At 71.3% G+C, this 14958-nt stretch carries 14 protein-coding genes; 12 read left to right on the top strand and 2 right to left on the bottom strand.

All coding sequences use genetic code 11. The features are described from left to right. Positions 1 to 200: 200 nt before the first annotated feature. Positions 201 to 917 (top strand): GntR family transcriptional regulator, encoded by a 717-nt coding sequence (locus ACFXI3_RS08225; protein ID WP_378398869.1) that lies wholly within the window; start codon positions 201 to 203, stop codon positions 915 to 917. Between the two features lie 12 nt (positions 918 to 929). Here the strand turns inward: ACFXI3_RS08225 and ACFXI3_RS08220 are convergent, their stop codons facing one another. Continuing rightward, on the bottom strand, positions 930 to 1931 hold the full coding sequence (locus ACFXI3_RS08220; RefSeq protein ID WP_378398868.1) for an ArsR/SmtB family transcription factor: 1002 nt from the start codon (positions 1929 to 1931) through the stop codon (positions 930 to 932). A 683-nt stretch (positions 1932 to 2614) separates the two neighbouring features. On the opposite strand from ACFXI3_RS08220, the gene ACFXI3_RS08215 reads away from it, so the two are divergent. From ACFXI3_RS08215 to ACFXI3_RS08165, 11 genes are all read left to right on the top strand, one after another. Then, on the top strand, positions 2615 to 3004 hold the full coding sequence (locus ACFXI3_RS08215) for a hypothetical protein (protein WP_344274756.1): 390 nt from the start codon (positions 2615 to 2617) through the stop codon (positions 3002 to 3004). 85 nt (positions 3005 to 3089) lie between these two features. Beyond that, positions 3090 to 4442 carry a B12-binding domain-containing radical SAM protein gene (locus ACFXI3_RS08210; RefSeq protein WP_378398866.1) on the top strand — a complete coding sequence of 451 codons (1353 nt, stop codon included), beginning with the start codon at positions 3090 to 3092 and terminating at the stop codon, positions 4440 to 4442. Continuing rightward, positions 4439 to 5512, top strand: a complete 1074-nt coding sequence (locus ACFXI3_RS08205) for a TOMM precursor leader peptide-binding protein (RefSeq protein WP_378398865.1) — start codon at positions 4439 to 4441, stop codon at positions 5510 to 5512. The genes ACFXI3_RS08210 and ACFXI3_RS08205 overlap by 4 nt, the downstream gene beginning before the upstream one ends. Further along, positions 5512 to 6846 (top strand): YcaO-like family protein, encoded by a 1335-nt coding sequence (locus tag ACFXI3_RS08200; protein WP_378398863.1) that lies wholly within the window; start codon positions 5512 to 5514, stop codon positions 6844 to 6846. The genes ACFXI3_RS08205 and ACFXI3_RS08200 overlap by 1 nt, the downstream gene beginning before the upstream one ends. A 9-nt stretch (positions 6847 to 6855) precedes the next feature. Next, positions 6856 to 7656 carry a SagB/ThcOx family dehydrogenase gene (locus tag ACFXI3_RS08195; RefSeq protein WP_378398862.1) on the top strand — a complete coding sequence of 267 codons (801 nt, stop codon included), beginning with the start codon at positions 6856 to 6858 and terminating at the stop codon, positions 7654 to 7656. After that, complete coding sequence (locus tag ACFXI3_RS08190) at positions 7649 to 9715, top strand: hypothetical protein (RefSeq protein ID WP_378398861.1); 2067 nt, start codon at positions 7649 to 7651, stop codon at positions 9713 to 9715. Before ACFXI3_RS08195 ends, ACFXI3_RS08190 begins: the two co-directional genes overlap by 8 nt. Continuing rightward, on the top strand, positions 9661 to 10560 hold the full coding sequence (locus tag ACFXI3_RS08185) for a Rieske 2Fe-2S domain-containing protein (RefSeq protein WP_378398859.1): 900 nt from the start codon (positions 9661 to 9663) through the stop codon (positions 10558 to 10560). The genes ACFXI3_RS08190 and ACFXI3_RS08185 overlap by 55 nt, the downstream gene beginning before the upstream one ends. Further along, the gene (locus ACFXI3_RS08180) at positions 10561 to 12117 is read left to right on the top strand and encodes a protease pro-enzyme activation domain-containing protein (protein ID WP_378398857.1); all 1557 of its coding nucleotides are present in this window, start codon (positions 10561 to 10563) and stop codon (positions 12115 to 12117) included. Beyond that, positions 12114 to 12419 (top strand): hypothetical protein, encoded by a 306-nt coding sequence (locus ACFXI3_RS08175; protein WP_378398856.1) that lies wholly within the window; start codon positions 12114 to 12116, stop codon positions 12417 to 12419. The genes ACFXI3_RS08180 and ACFXI3_RS08175 overlap by 4 nt, the downstream gene beginning before the upstream one ends. 27 nt (positions 12420 to 12446) lie before the next feature. Further along, positions 12447 to 12791 carry a hypothetical protein gene (locus tag ACFXI3_RS08170; protein WP_378398854.1) on the top strand — a complete coding sequence of 115 codons (345 nt, stop codon included), beginning with the start codon at positions 12447 to 12449 and terminating at the stop codon, positions 12789 to 12791. 18 nt (positions 12792 to 12809) lie between these two features. Continuing rightward, a complete protein-coding gene (locus tag ACFXI3_RS08165) occupies positions 12810 to 13523 on the top strand; it encodes a class I SAM-dependent methyltransferase (protein ID WP_378398852.1) in 714 nt (237 codons plus the stop codon). 245 nt (positions 13524 to 13768) lie between these two features. Here the strand turns inward: ACFXI3_RS08165 and ACFXI3_RS08160 are convergent, their stop codons facing one another. Next, on the bottom strand, positions 13769 to 14947 hold the full coding sequence (locus ACFXI3_RS08160) for an amidohydrolase family protein (RefSeq protein WP_378398850.1): 1179 nt from the start codon (positions 14945 to 14947) through the stop codon (positions 13769 to 13771). Positions 14948 to 14958: the final 11 nt, after the last annotated feature.

Genomic DNA, 14958 nt, shown 5'->3' with positions numbered 1-14958 from the left:
AATCACCGCTGCCGCCATGCCCCCAGACCGTCCGGTGAGAAAATACTTTATCAGCGATCATCGGACGACTCACACCGTCGGCTGACCATCGAGAGGAAGCAAAACTGCAGGTCGAGTGCAGTTTTGGGCGGCGTCCGGCGTGCCCTCCGGAGAGCGAAGGGGCCACCCGGGAGTGCCACGGCCGTGTAATACTTCATCCGATGCAGTCGTCGGCGCAGGGATGGGAGAAGGCCGTGGCGATGCCCGAAACCGCGAGTGCCGGACCGCGTCGCGCCGGGCCGGCGAATCTCAACGCGATGGCCGCGCAGGAGATCCGGCGGCGGGTCTTCTCCGGTCAGCTCCGGGCCGGGGCGAAGATCGACCAGGAGGCGCTCGCCGACGAACTCGGCATCAGCAAGCTGCCCGTCCGCGAAGCGTTGATCACCCTCGACCATGAGGGCGTGGTGGAGCACATCGCCCGCCGCGGCGCGTTCGTGGCCCGGATGACGCGCGACGACATCCGGGACCATTTCCGGGTGTTCGGCGTCGTGTCCGGATTGGCCGCGGAGCGCGCGGCGAAGAACTTGTCCCCGGAAAGCCTTAAGGCGATGCACGATCTGGCGGACCGGATGGAGTCCGCTGTGGACCGTGCCGAGCAGGAACGGCTGAACTTCGAGTTTCACCGGAGGATCAACTACGCGGCCGATTCGCGTCGGCTCCTCTCGCTGCTCGGCATCCTGGGCAAGACGGTGTCGCACGGGTTTTACGAGGCGCACGAGGACTGGCCGGACAAGGCGCGGGCCGACCACCGGCTGATCCTGGCCGCACTCTCCGCCCGCTCGGCCGCCCGAGCCCGGACGCTCGTGGAGAAACACCTCTCCGACGCGGGCGAGCGGGCAGTGGCTTTGCTTGAGCAGCAAGGATTCTGGGACCACTGACCGGCCGACGCTTCAGGTCGGTTTCTGGTCCATGCCGCCGGCGAGGAGAGCGTCGGAGACCGCAGTGCGCGCGTAGAGGACGTACAGGCCGTCGCGCCGGGCGGTGACCAGGCCCGCGTGATGGAGCGCGGTGAGGTGCTGGGACACGCAGCCGGTGGTGAGCCGGGTGCGGAGCGCGAGTTCGGTGGTGGTCGCGGGGCCGGCCAGTTCGGAGAGCAGGAGCGCGCGGGACCTGCCCAGGATTTTGGCGAGGGCGGTCAGCGGGTCGGGGCACGGATGCGGCCGGTCCCACAGCGCCGCGACGCAGCGCGTCGGGTAGCACATCGTGGGAGGCCAGCACTGCGACGTGGTGTTGCCGGTGATGGCGAGGAACGCCGAGGGATGCAGCTGGATCCCGGTATTGCTCGTCGCGGCGGGCAGCGGCAGCGGGAAGTTCCATCTGAGGGTGCGGTCCTCGTCCCAGGAGAGGTCGGAATGGAGGTTGGCGAACAGCGTGGTCAGGCCGCCGTGCGCGAGTTGCCGGGTGCGGTGGGCGAGGTCGCCTTCGAGGGCGAGCCGCAGGGTGGGCCAGTGCGGTTCGATCGCGAGCCGCCAGTACGCCTCGACTGTCGTCGCCAGCTCGGCCAGCCCCGCTTCCGGCTCCGCGCGCAGCTGAGCCAGCCGCGGTGTCGGCGGGAGGCCGAAACGGAGGTGCAGGTCGAGTTCCTGGCGGACGGATTCGGCCGGCACGGCGCGCAGCCGCGCCAGCTCCGCGGTCATGACCGGCGTGTAGGGCGGCGGCGCCAGGAACGCGGGCACCGGCTGCCCGGGACGGACGAGTTCCGTCAGCAGCGTGAGGTCGACCCCGCGGTCGCGCACGATCTTGCGCACGCGCCGGGTCCACGGCTGATGCAGCGGAAATCGCGAGACCGGCGACAGCAATGTGCGGATACTGAATACGGTCTCGGTCAGCGGTGACGATGCGGCAAGGGTCGTCCGGGCGATCCCGCGGTGCGACAGCCTGATCTCAACCACGAATCCTCCCCTGATTCATGATCCTTTTTAGCCTGGGCTAAAAAGCTGGCGATTCACGCCCGCTACGGCGAATGTAGCAACGGACGACATCCGATGAAGCAGTTTTCTGGGGTGTGGATGTTCCGGTCGCGGCGCTGCTTCCGGGAGCGGGTGTCGCCGACGGTGACGCGTTTCTCGCCGCGGACTCGGATCATCGATCTGAAGGGGGGCAAGGTGGGGACGGATTTCTACGCTGGGCGACGGCCGCGGGGGCGGCCGGGTGACATTTCCTGCTTTCCGGTGGTTGCGCCGAGGGGAGTGGCGGCGGTGAAGATCGGGAGCGCCTTCCGGGGTTCGGTTCGTGCCGAGACCTGTTGCGCTGCTTGATTTTCCCGTGCTCACGACGGCGAAAAGCCGCGGACGGGGCACGTCGCGCGACAGTTCAGCCGTGCACGCTCGAGCCCGTGTTGTCGGGCTTGAGTGCGTCCAAGCCCGAGCCGGGCTAATTGGCGGCCTGTCGTGCCAATTAATCAGCGAATGACATCCGAAGCTGGCGGCGGAGTGCCCGGCGCCCGTTTCGATTAATCGCGCCCGCCGTCGAGGCGGCACGAAAGTTCCGGGGCGTCTTCTTCCCGGTTGTCTGTTTTCGAGGGAATCGCCGATTCGCGCGTTCCCGGTTTCGCATTCGAAGGAGTTGTTTCGGCATGTCCAATCTTCCCGACAGCGCGAGCATCGTCGATCTGGCCAAGGCCATGGGGGTCAGCGACGCCGACATCGCGAACTTGCCCAACGACGTCAAACAGCTGACCAAGGGACAGCTGCTGGCGCTGTGGGGCGCCGGCGACACCGCGGCCGCCGCCAGCGCGTACAGCGGCGGCACCGCACAGGCTCCGACCCGCAGCGCCGGGGGCGACCTGAACCTGAGCCTGCAGGACGTCACCGCGATCCAGAGCGTGTTCACCCCGGAACGGGTGAGCGCGGCAGTCGGTTCAGGACAGTCGTCGGGCGTCGCCGCAGCCGCGGACGACGGCATCTCGTGCTGCACCTGCACGCCGTGCTGCACCTCGGCCACCATGCTGGTCGAGGCAGGGTGAGGCGGCGGGCACCGGTCCGAGCGAACTGACCGCCAGCCCCCGGCCGCCGTGCCGGGGGCCTCCCGGCCCTTTTGGAGCATCCGCCGTGCGCATCCTGCTGATCTGGCCGCTGGCCAGCACCGAACCCGAATGGAACGCCGACCTCGGCGCGATCTCGGAACCGTTGTCCCTGGAGTACCTCGCCTCCGCCGCCCGGCTGCGCGGCCACGAGGTGCGCATCCTCGACCTGCGGCTGCATCCCGACGATCTCGAAAGCGTGCTCGGCCAGTTCCGTCCGGACCTGGTCGGGGTCACCGCGTACACGATGCACGTGCTGGCCGCCTTGGCCGTGTGCCGGACCGTCCGGGCGATCCTGCCGAAGGCGCGCACGGTCATCGGCGGACACCACGCCACCTTCCTGCCGGAGGACTTCTTCGCCGCCGAGATCGACTACGTGGTGTGCGGCGAGGGCGTCGGCCCGTTCCGGCAGCTGCTCCACCGGCTGGAAGCGGACGCACCCGTGGCCGGGATCGGCGGGCTGCGGTCGCGGATCGACGGGAAGTTCGCCTCCGGCGGGCCGGAGGCCCCGTTCGAAGTGGACTCGCTCCCGCTGCCGGACCGCACACTCACCGGCGCGGACCGCGCGTCCTACTTCATCGACTGGATGCGGCCGATCGCGTTGGTGCGCACCACGGTCGGCTGCCCGTTCCGCTGCAACTTCTGCTCGCTCTGGCAGCTCATGGGCGGGCGGTACTACATGCGCGACATCGACGAGGTGGTCGCCGAACTGGCGGAGATCCCCGAAGAGTTCGTGTTCCTCGTGGACGACGAGGCGTTCATCAACGGGCGCCGGATGCGCGAGCTCGCCGCCGCGATCGCCGCCGCCGGCGTGCGCAAACGGTTGTTCGCCTACTGCCGGATCGACTCGCTGCTGCGCAACCGGGACGTTCTCGCCGCGTGGCGCGACATCGGGCTGGAACGGATCTTCGTCGGCATCGACGCGATCACCGAAAAGGACCTGGGCGAGTACCGGAAGAAGACCCGGCTCACCCAGATCGAGGAAGGCATCCGGGCCGCCGAAGAACTCGGCATCGAGATCTTCGCCCAGTTCGTGGTGAACACCGACTACGAGCCGCGCGACTTCCGCCGGCTGGTGAAGTTCATCGAGCACCACCGGATCCGGTTCCCGACCTTCACGGTGCTCACTCCGCTGCCGGGCACCGAACTGCTGGCCGACTTCGAGTCCGTGCTGGCGAGGCAGGCGAACGGACGACCCGACTGGGACCAGTTCGACTGCCAGCACGCGGTAACCCGGACCCGGATGCCGCTCCAGGAATTCCACGACGCCTACCGGGCGCTCTACCGGCGTTTCCGGGACCGTTCCGGCGAATTCCGCGCTCAGCACACCGCACCGGCGGAACCCGCGATCGAGACCACCCGGAAAGCGAGCTCGTGGTGACTGAAAGCCTGACCGAACAGACCCGCGGCACCACAACCGCCGCCCCGCCCCGGGATCGCCTGGTGGCACTGCCCGTGCAGCTGATCCCGCTGGACGATGCCGTGCTGCTGCGTCGCGGCGGTGCCGAACTGAAGATCGCCGGGGCGGGCGCGCAGGCCGCGCTTACCGAACTGCTGCAGGCTTTCCGTGCGCCCGGCGCCACCGTGGCGGAGGCGCTGGAGGGCTTCCCCGAGTCGGATCGGGCGGAGCTGGGCACCCTGGTGACCGAGCTGCGCAAGCGCAGGCTGCTGGTTGCCGCGGATGTGCCGTGGGAGGACGACCGTGCCGACGTTTTCTATTGGCACGTCGGCCAATCCGCGCGCACAGTCCGGCAGACGCTGGCTTCCCGCGCGATCACCGTGATCGGGGTCAACACCGTGTCGCAGCGGCTGGTGCCGGCGCTGACCGCACTCGGGGCCGCCGACGTCCGGCTGCTGGATTTCCCCGAACTGCGCAATACCGCTCTCACCCCGCAGGACCTGCTGCGCGACGGCGTGGGCACGGCCGGTCCGGACTGGCTGGACCAGGCGGGTCCGGACACCGTGCACTGCGTGATCGCCGCGTCCGACTTCGGCCGGGTGCCGAGCCTGCGGCCGTGGAACCGGTTCTGCGCGCAGGCCCGGCTCCCGTTCCTGCCCGTGGTGCAGGACAACCTGGTCGGCACGATCGGGCCGCTGGCCGTCTTCGGCGAGACACCCTGCTACGAATGCCTTCGGGCGCGGGAGGCCTCGCAGCTGGACGACCCGGACGCGCACCGGGCGGTCGAACCGGAGGCCTGGGCGGGGCAGCGGTTCACCGCCGCGCACCCGGCCGCGTCCGCGGTGCTGGCGGAACTGGCCGCGGTCGAGGTGTCCAAATGGTTCGGGGGCGGACGTCCGCCCACCCGGCAGGCCGGAACGCTGATCGAGGTCAACGTGGCCGAGCCCGCGGTGCGCACCCGACGGGTGCTGCGGATTCCGCGCTGCCCGGTCTGCAGCCCGGCGAACGCGCACGCGGCCACCGCGATCCGGATGAACGGGTCGGATCTGTGATGACCGCGCCGTCGCAGATCCGGCCCGGGCTGGCCGACATCGTGGACCGTCTCGTCGATCCGAGGGTCGGGGTCGTCGCCTCGGTCAGCGAGGTGCACCGGGATCCCGGCGCACCGGATTTCTTCCACTACGGCGCATTGGCGGCCAACACCGGTCCGCTGACCGGCCGGAACAACTTCCGCTCCACCGGCGGCGCCGCCGCGACGCGGCAGGACGCCGTGGCCAAGGCCGTCGGCGAGGCGGTGGAGCGGTACTGCTCGGCGTGGTACGAGCTGGACGAGCTGCCGCTGACTTCGGCGGCTGCGGCCGGATTCCCTTGCGTGGCAACGGAGGAGTTCGCGCTGTACGACCCGGCGCAGTTCGCCTGGCCGGATTTCGCGCCCGAGCCGTTCACCGAGGACACCGTGGTCCGGTGGACGCCGATGACCGACTTCCACACCGGGCGGCGGGTGCACGTGCCCGCGGCCCGGGTGTACATGCCGTACTTCTTCTACACCGGCAGCGGGGACGCGCCGATCTGCCAGCCGATCTCCACCGGGCTGGCCTGCCACGGCGGCTGGTCGCGGGCCGCGCTCGCCGCCGTGTGCGAGGTGGTCGAACGGGACGCGATCACGATCGCCTGGCAAGCGATGCTCTCCCCGCCGCAGATCATGATCGAGACGCTGCCCGACGAGCTGTACGACCTGGTGGCGCGGTTCGAGCGCGCGGCGGCGGAGGTGACGCTGTTCGACCTGACCCTCGACCACGGGGTGCCGGTGGTGCTGGCCGCGCTGCGCAGCCGCCACTCCGGCGGTCCGGCGCTGGTGGTGGCCGGTTCGGCGGCTGTGGACGCGCACACGGCCGTGCGCAAGGCCCTGGAGGAACTCGCGCACACCCGCCGCTACTCGCAGCTGATCTATACGAGGTTGCCGAGGCTGCGGCCGGATCCGCCGTTGCACCGCACCGTGACCGGGCAGCGGGAGCACCTGAATTTCTGGGCCGACCACGCGAACCTGCCGCTGGCGGACTTCCTCTTCGCCGGGAAGCAGCGGTCCGACTTCGAGGATCTGCCCGACCTGGGCACCGGCGACGCGGCGGGCGACCTCGACACCGTGTGCGCCCGCGTCGCCGCGGCCGGGGAGCGCGTCCTGCTCGCCGACCTGACCACGCCCGATGTCGGCGAGCTGGGTTTGTCCGTGGTGCGCGCCGTGGTGCCGGGGATGCATCCGCTGCAGCTGGGCCACGGGCTGCGCGCACTCGGCGGACACCGGCTGAGGACGGTTCCGCAGAGCCTCGGCCACCCCGGCCTCGACCCGGCCGCCGGGGACAACCCCGCGCCGCACCCCTATCCGTGAGGACCTGATGTGACGACCCAGGAACTGTGGGACCAGCTGACCCATCCGCCCGCGCCCGAGGACGAGCTGTGGAGCGTGTTCCACGAGAATTCTAAGACCACGCGGCATTTCCTGGCGCTGCCGGACGCGGCGGTGCTGGCCAGGATGCGGCAGCTGCACGAAACGCTGGAGTACGCGCAGTACCCGGCGGTGCCGCTGCCGGAGCGGCCCCGGCCGCTGACCGCCGAACTGGGTCCGGTGCTGCGCGGCCGGACCAGCGTCCGCGAGTTCGCACAGTCCACTGTGGACTTCGACGCGCTCGCCTCGGTGCTGCACCACGCGTACGCGGTGAACCGCCCGGCCGGTGGCGGCCAGCCGCGGTCGTTCCGCACGACGCCCTCGCCCGGTGGCCTGTACCCGCTGGAGGTGTACCTGCACGCGACCGGGGTGACCGGGCTGCGTTCGGGGCTCTACCACTACGACCCGGCGGGTGCCGTGCTGCGCCACCTGCACGACGGGGACCTCACGCGCGACCTCGCCGCCTGCTACGTGCAGCGCGAGATCGTCACCGAGGCCCGGATCCTGGTGTTCCTCACAGCCTGGTTCGAGCGGGCGACTTTCAAATACGGCGACCGTGGTTACCGGTTCGCGTTGCTGGAGGCCGGGCACGTGGCGCAGAACCTCGGCCTGGCCGCGGCGGCGCTCGGGCTCGGCGCGGTCAACCTCGGCGGCTACTTCGACCACGAACTCGACGATCTGCTGCGACTGGACGGTGTGACCGCCTCGACCGTGTACTCCCTGGCTCTCGGCCCGGTGGCCGGCGATGACTGAACCGCCGCTGGTGGCTGACCTGACCCTGGGCTCGTGGCAGCCGCACGGCGCGGCCCGCCAGATCGCCGCCCAGCTCGCCGTCCCGTTCGTCCTGCCGGAACTCGCTGCCTACGGCGAGGATCCGTTTGCCGCCCCGGGCGCGGCCGGGCACGGCGGCCGGATCAGCGGCGGCATCGACGTGGAGGCCGCGGGCGACGCGGGGGTGCTGGCGGCTGCGGGGTTCGCCGAAACAGCTCTGGCCGTCCTGGGCGACCGCGCCGCGGAGACCACCCTGGTACTGCTGCCCGGCGATTCAGCGGAGCCCGAAGACTTGGCGTACTTGGATTTCCTCGCCGAGGGCCTGCGCGCCGCCGGTGGCCGCGTGGTCTCCGGCTCGGTCTGGGATGAGCCGGCCGCGCCGTCGGCCGCGCGGATTCTCGGACTGGTGCCCGGTTTGCTCGATCCCGTGTTGGTGCTGGCGTTGCAAGTGGACGCGGCCGGACTGGACGGACTCGTGGCGCTGCGCGGCGGCCAGCTGCTGATACCGCCGGGCTGGCGCGCCGGGGGAGCCCAGCGGGACTACGACGAGCTGGCAGCCCGGTCGGCGGGCGTGCCGTGGCTGCACGCCTACGCCCGCTTCCATGGCAGCCCGGATCCCGCCGATGCGGGACGGCTGGCCCGAATCGCGTGGTCGGCGCTGCGTGCGGGCGCGGGCGGTCTGGCCGTCCGGCTCGCCGAGCGCGCGGCGGAACGCGCCCCGACCCCGCTCCGGCGCGCTGCCGTGGAAGCGGGGCTGCAGGCCATGCGGATCGCGTTGTGCCGCTACGCCGAAGCCGCTGCCGTGCCGGATCCCGATCCCGCGCTTCCCGCGCAGCTGTACGGATTCCTCGGGCAAGCCAAGGGTTGGGGACTCGCCATGACCGCGGAGGCGGCCGACGCGCTGAAGTACCTGACCCGAGCGGCCGAGCTGCGGCCGGACGCGCGAAAGCGGGAACGGCTGTACCTGAGCAACATCACGGCGCTGGCTCTGTTGCGCGGCGGGCAGCCTGCCGAGGCGCTGGCGGCCGAGCGCGACATCGAGCGCCGTGCCGCCTTGCTGCGGCCGCGTGACTTCGGGCTGGAGTACGTCAATCGCATCAACCAGGCCCGGCTGTACCGGCGGCAAGGCGATCACGTGCGGGCCCGGGAGTACTACGAGCGGGCTTTCGCGACGGTCGAGGGCGTTCGGACCGACAGCGATGCGGTGCATGCCAACGTATGCCTTGCCCGCGTCGCGGAGGCTGCGGGCGAACAGAAGCGGGCGTGGCGGTTGTGGCTGCGGGCGGCGCTGCACTGGCTGGCGATGCCCGTACCGGAGGCGCTGGCCTGGCGGGTGGCGACCGCGATCCTCGGCTCCCGGCCCGGCATCGGCGACGATCTGGTGGAGCCGGTGGCACGCGCGCTGCTGGACCGGCTGCCCCCGGCCAGGCTCGCCAGCCCGGCGCGGTTCCTGCGGCGGCCCGAGTCTCCGGAATGGCTCGCTGCCGCGGACGGCTGGTGTGTGTACGGGCTTGCGAAGGCCGGCCGAGTTCGCCCGGTTCAGGACCGCCCGGCCGTACGCGAACTTCGGCAGACGGTGCACGCGCTGCTGCTGGCCGCGTGCCCGGACGAACGGCTGGCGCGGGCTGAATTCCTTGCCGTGCCGGACAATCAGGGCCGCGAACTGCCCGAGACCAAGGCAGGCGCGATCGGCATGGGCGTGCTGGACGGCGTGCGGACGTGGCTGCTCGCCGGGCAGGTCGTGGAACTCTCCGACGCCGAGTACTCGCGGCTGCGCGCCCGGATCCGGGTGTCGATGGGACCCGCGGTGGCCGCCGTCGAACCCCGTCCGTCCGGAGTTCGAGTGCATTTCCGCCGCTACCGGCCGCCGCTCGACCTCACACCGGCTCAGGCCGCGGCGCTGCCTCGCGAGGGCAACGCACCGCTGTGCCCGGAGAGCGCCGCATTGCTCGCGGCACGAGTGCTGGTCGCCGATTTGGAGGACGCATGTACGCAGGGTGGTATCAAGCAGCCTTCGAACATGAGCTGCACCCCGGGCTGACCCCGGTCGATCTCGGACCGGCGCGGATCGTGCTGGCGCGCACACCGGACGGGCTCCGCGCCGCCGATGCCGCCTGCCCGCACCGAGGGGCGCACCTGGGACACGGCGGGCAGCTCGACGGGTCGGCGATCGTCTGTCCCTTCCACGGCAAGCGGATCGGGATCGGCGAGCAGGCTCCGGGCCGGTACCGGGTCCGCGAGCACGCGGTGCTCGGCTATGGCGGCCTGGTGTTCGCGGGCTGGGAGACCGGCGACGGCGGGCCGTTCGCCGAACTGCTGGACAAACTCGCGGTCACCCATCTGTTCCTTCCCGGGTTCACGCTTCCCGCGCGGGTGCGTGCGGACCTGGTGATCGAGAATGCCTTTGACGGCACGCATTTCCGCCCGGTGCACGGCATCGGCGAGGATCCCGGGCTCACGCTCGTCCCCGGCGATCGGGACAGCCTCACCGCGCGTGGGGTGTTCGTGCTGCCCAAGTCCGAGTGGCAGCGCGGCGGCGAGAAGTCCGTCGCGGTCCCGTTCGAGGCGACGGCCTACAGCCCGCACGTGGTCGTGTCCCGGATGGGCGGCGACTACCCGTATGTGGCCATTACGGCGGCCACGCCTCGGCGCGAGGGCGGCTGCGTGATCCGGTTCTCCCTGGCAGTGCCGCTGTCCGCGCACGAAGCGATGCCCGCGCAACGCAGCGAGGAGCTGTACCGGTATCTGCTGGAACGCAGCCGGGCCGGGGTGGAACAGGATCTGCCGATCTGGGAGAACCTGATCGACGTCGAGCCGGACTACGACAACGCCGACCGGACGGTGCTGGCCTTCCGCCGGTTCCGCGACCAGTTCCGGAGCGCCTGAGTGAACGTCACGCTGACCGGAAGCCGCCGCGCCGTCCCGCCCGGCGCGACCTTGGCCGGACGACCCGAGCCGACGCTCACCGCCGAGGTCACCGTGCTGCTCCGGAACCGCACGCCGCTGGCCCCGCGGCCGGGAATGCGGCTGTCGCGGGCGGAACTCACCGCGCGGCACGGCGCGGATCCGGCTGATGCCGAAGCGGTGACCGCCTTCGCCGCCCGGCACGACCTGACCGTGCTCGGCACCGATCTCGCCCGGCGCACCATGACCCTCTCCGGCACGCTCGCCGCGCTGTCCGCCGCGTTCGGGGTGGAGTTCGGCTGGTACGACTCGCCCGCCGGACGGCATCGCGGCCGGGAAGGCGTGATCAGCCTGCCCGCCGACCTGGAACCGGTGATCGACGGCGTGTTCGGCTTGGACGAACGCCCCGCCGCCCGCCCGCACAGCAGCCTCGCCGACACCACAGATCCGGCAGTGCTCAGCGCGGCGGATATCGCGGTGCTGTACGGATTCCCGGCGAATTCCGACGGCACCGGCCAGACCATCGCGCTGATCGAGCTGGGCGGCGCACATCGTCCCGCCGACACCGCGGCCTACTGCGCCGGACTCGGCCTGCCGGTGCCCGGCATCGAGACCATCAGCGTGGACGGCGCACCGACCGACCCGGGCGCGGTTCCGCCGAACAACTCGAACAGCTCGGACAGCGAGGTCGCGCTGGACATCCAGGTCGCCGCGGCGGCGGCACCCGGAGCGGCGCTCGCGGTCTACTTCGCGCCGAACACCGAGCGCGGTTTCCTGGACGTCCTGTCCACCGCCATCCATGACGCTGCTCGCAACCCGTCGGTCCTGTCGATCAGCTGGGGAGCGGCCGAAGCGTTGTTCACCGCGGCGGCCCAGCAGGCCTTCGACCAACTGTTCGCCGAGGCGGCCTTGCTGGGGATCACCGTGTGCTGCTCGACGGGCGACGCCGGGTCCGGAGCCGGCCAACGCGACGGCCGGGCACACGTGGAACTCCCCGCCAGCAGCCCTCATGCCTTGGCCTGCGGCGGCACTACCCTCACCGTCAGCAGCGGCGCCATCGCAGGCGAAGTCGTGTGGCAGGGCCAATACGGTTCGAGCGGCGGCGGGATCAGCGAAGTGTTCGGCCCGCCCGGCTGGCAGCGCGACGCCAGCGTGCCCGCGTGCGCGAATCCGGGTGGCGCGGCCGGACGCGGCCTGCCCGATCTCGCGGGCAACGCCGATCACGCCACCGCGTACCGGATCGTGGTGGCCGGCAGTTCGCGGGCGGTCGGCGGGACCAGCGCCGTGGCCCCGTTGCTCGCGGCGCTGACCGCTCGGATCAACCAGACGCTCGGCCGCCGCGCGGGCTGGATCGCCCCGTTGCTTTACAACTCGGCCGTCCGGTCCGTGTTCCGGCCGGTCCGGGAAGGCAGCAACGGAGCCTATCGGGCGGGCGAGGGCTGGAATCCGTGCACCGGCCTCGGGGTTCCCGACGGCAGCGCATTGCTCGCCGCGCTCACCGACCTCATTCCCACGACGACCGAGGAGCAGCCAGGATGAGTTTCAGCCTTTTCGGCGGCAGCCGGCCCGCCTTGCCCGCCGGGTGGCGGCAGGAATCCGTCACGACGGTCATCGGCGGAACCGATCTGGTCGCCGCCGAGCCCGGGGACGGCGCCACGCTCAAGCTCACCTCGGTCATCGGCAAGATCCGGGTCGCCGTGCCCGCCGGAACCCCGGTGACGCTGCGCGGCTGGAGCCTCCTCGGCGAGCGCCGCAACCAAGCCGCCGAGGGCGGCGGCAAGCCGGTCACCGTCGTCGCCTCGACGGTCATCGGCGAGGTGGAGATCGTCGAGTCGGCCTGAAACCGTCCGCAGCACCAGGAGGAATCCATGCCCGCAGACCAGACCGGAGCAGCCACCGCGCGGTACGCGATCGTGGCCGTGCTGGCCGGGATCGTGGTGCTCGCACTGCTGGACGTCGTCGTGATCTGGAAATTCCACGGCGACACCGCGAGCACCGTCGGCCTCATCGGGGCGGTCGACACCCCGATCGGCGTACTCGTCTCGGCTTATTTCGGCTTCAAGACCGGTTCCGACGCGGGAGCCGCGGGCCGGGCCGCCGCCGAACAGGCCCGGCAGACCGCGACCGAACACCTGGTGTCACTGGCCGGGCAGATGGCCCCCGAAACGGCGGGTCCCGCGTTGCGTGCCTTGGGTATACCGTCGGGAACCTGACTGAGACGAGGCGAAGACATGCGGCAGGACAAGCCGTTCTTCGGACTGGACGCCCCGCCGATCGTGGCGGCGTATACCGCGCTCGCTCTCGCGGGCGCGGCGCTGATCGTGCTCGAACTGACCGGCGTCGTGCACCTCGGCGGTGTCGGATACTGGCTGGCCGCGGTGGGCGTGCTGGTCGCCGGCGCGATGGTCTACAGCTCGCTGCGCGGAAAACTGACGGTCCGCGACCGGCTGCTGCGGCGGCTGCGGATCCGGCCGGACGACGACGTACTCGACCTCGGCTGCGGGAGCGGCTTGATGCTGCTGGGCGCGGCGAAGATCGCGACCGGGGGAGAGGCGGTCGGCATCGACCTGTGGCGCGGCGCGGACCAGGCGGGCTCCACCCGCGAACGCTGCATGGCCAACGCGCGCATCCTCGGCGTGGCCGAGCGGGTGCGCCTGATCGACGGCGACATGAGCGAGCTGCCCTTGCCGGACGCGTCGGTGGACGTCGTGCTGGCCTGTGTGTCGATCCACAACATCCACGACAAGTCGTTGCGGCAGAAGACAATCCGCGAAGCCGCCCGCGTGCTGCGCCCCGGCGGCAAGCTCGGCGTGATCGACTTCAGCCGGACCAAGGAACACGCGCACACCGCGACCGCCGCCGGGCTGGCCGACGTCGACCGGTCGGGATGGACGTTCGCCATGTACCCGCCGGTGCGCACGGTGACCGCGACCAAACCGGCCTGATCCGGGTGGTCTTGACGGCTCGGCCTGGTATGGGTCGCGATTGAATCGCTGGCTGCGTCGCCAGACCGCGCGCAGCGGCCTGATCCGGGCGCTCAGGAGAGCCCGGCCCGGCACGCGTCTCGATCTAGCCGCTTGCCGCGTCGCCACGCCCGCGCGCGCCGGTCAGGAGATCTCGTCCCGGTATGGGTCGCGATCGAACCGCTGGCTGCGTCGCCACGCCGCGCGCACCGGCCTGAACCGGGCACTCAGGAGAGCCCAGCCCGATACGCGTCGCGATCGAACCGCTCGCCACGCCGCCACACTGCGCGTACCGACCGGGTGGCCGTGATGTCGCTGGTCGGATCACCGTCGACCAGCAGCAGGTCCGCCTGCTGCCCCGGCGCGATCCGGCCCCGTCCGGCCAGCCCGAACACCCGGGCGGGCTCGCTGGTCGCCGCGGCGAGGGCGGCCAACGGGGAGAGCCCGGCCCGCACCAGCAACTCCAGTTCGCGGTGCACGCTGGCACCCGCGGTCGTGCCGGGATTGGGCGTGTCGGTGCCCGCCAGCAGCGTGCCGCCGTGGCGGTGGATGAGCCGCGTCGTCGCGAGTGCGTTCTCGAGCCGGCCCTGATCGCGGTCGGCGGCGAGGCCCGGCAGGCTCGCCGGATGCAAGTACGGGCGGATCCGGGGATCTTCGGCCAGCCCGCCGCCGTCCCGGCCCTCGAATTGAACCAGCGTCGGCACCACTGCCGTACCGGATTCGGCGATGGCCGCGGCGATTTCCGCGTCGCCGGGCACGTCAGTGAAGACGTGCGCCAGCACATCGACGCCCGCTTCCAGCGCCGTGACCGTGGCGGCCCGCGTGCTCACGTGCGCCACGGCAAGCAAACCGTGCTCGTGCGCGGCCCGAGTCAGCGCCGCGACCACCTCCGGCCGCAGACACGGCAGGTTCTGGCCGTACGCTTGCCCGTCCTCGATGATGATCTTGAGGTAATCGGACCCCTCGGCGACCCGATCCCGCACGAACGCCGCCGCCTCTTCCGGCTCGGCGAGCGTGGGGTACGGCGGGTAGACGCCGCTTTCGACCAGCATCGCCGGATACCCGCCCGGCGCGCTGGCCCCGGTGCCCGCCGACCGCACCTCGGCCATCCCGGCGCGCCGCGCGGACGACGCCCGCAGCGTCGCCGCGATTTCCGGCGAGGAGAACATGTCCAGCTCCGTGGTCACGCCCAGCGCCAAGGCCTGAATCGGCGAGCCGGGAAAGGAATGGGTGTGGCAATCGACGAAACCGGGCAGGAGCGTGCCGCCGGATGCGTCGACCACCCGCGCGCCAGGCGGCACCGGCACTCGCGCCCCGACCTCCGTGATCCGCTCCCCGTCAATCACCACCTCGCCCCGGCCGCCCTCGCCGTCGACGATCCACGCTCCGCGGATGACCGTGATCACGTTCGCCCCCG

This window comes from Amycolatopsis sp. NPDC059235 (assembly GCF_042754125.1).
GTDB classification, from domain to species: domain Bacteria; phylum Actinomycetota; class Actinomycetes; order Mycobacteriales; family Pseudonocardiaceae; genus Amycolatopsis; species Amycolatopsis albidoflava.
This window is presented reverse-complemented; position numbering and strand designations above follow the sequence as displayed.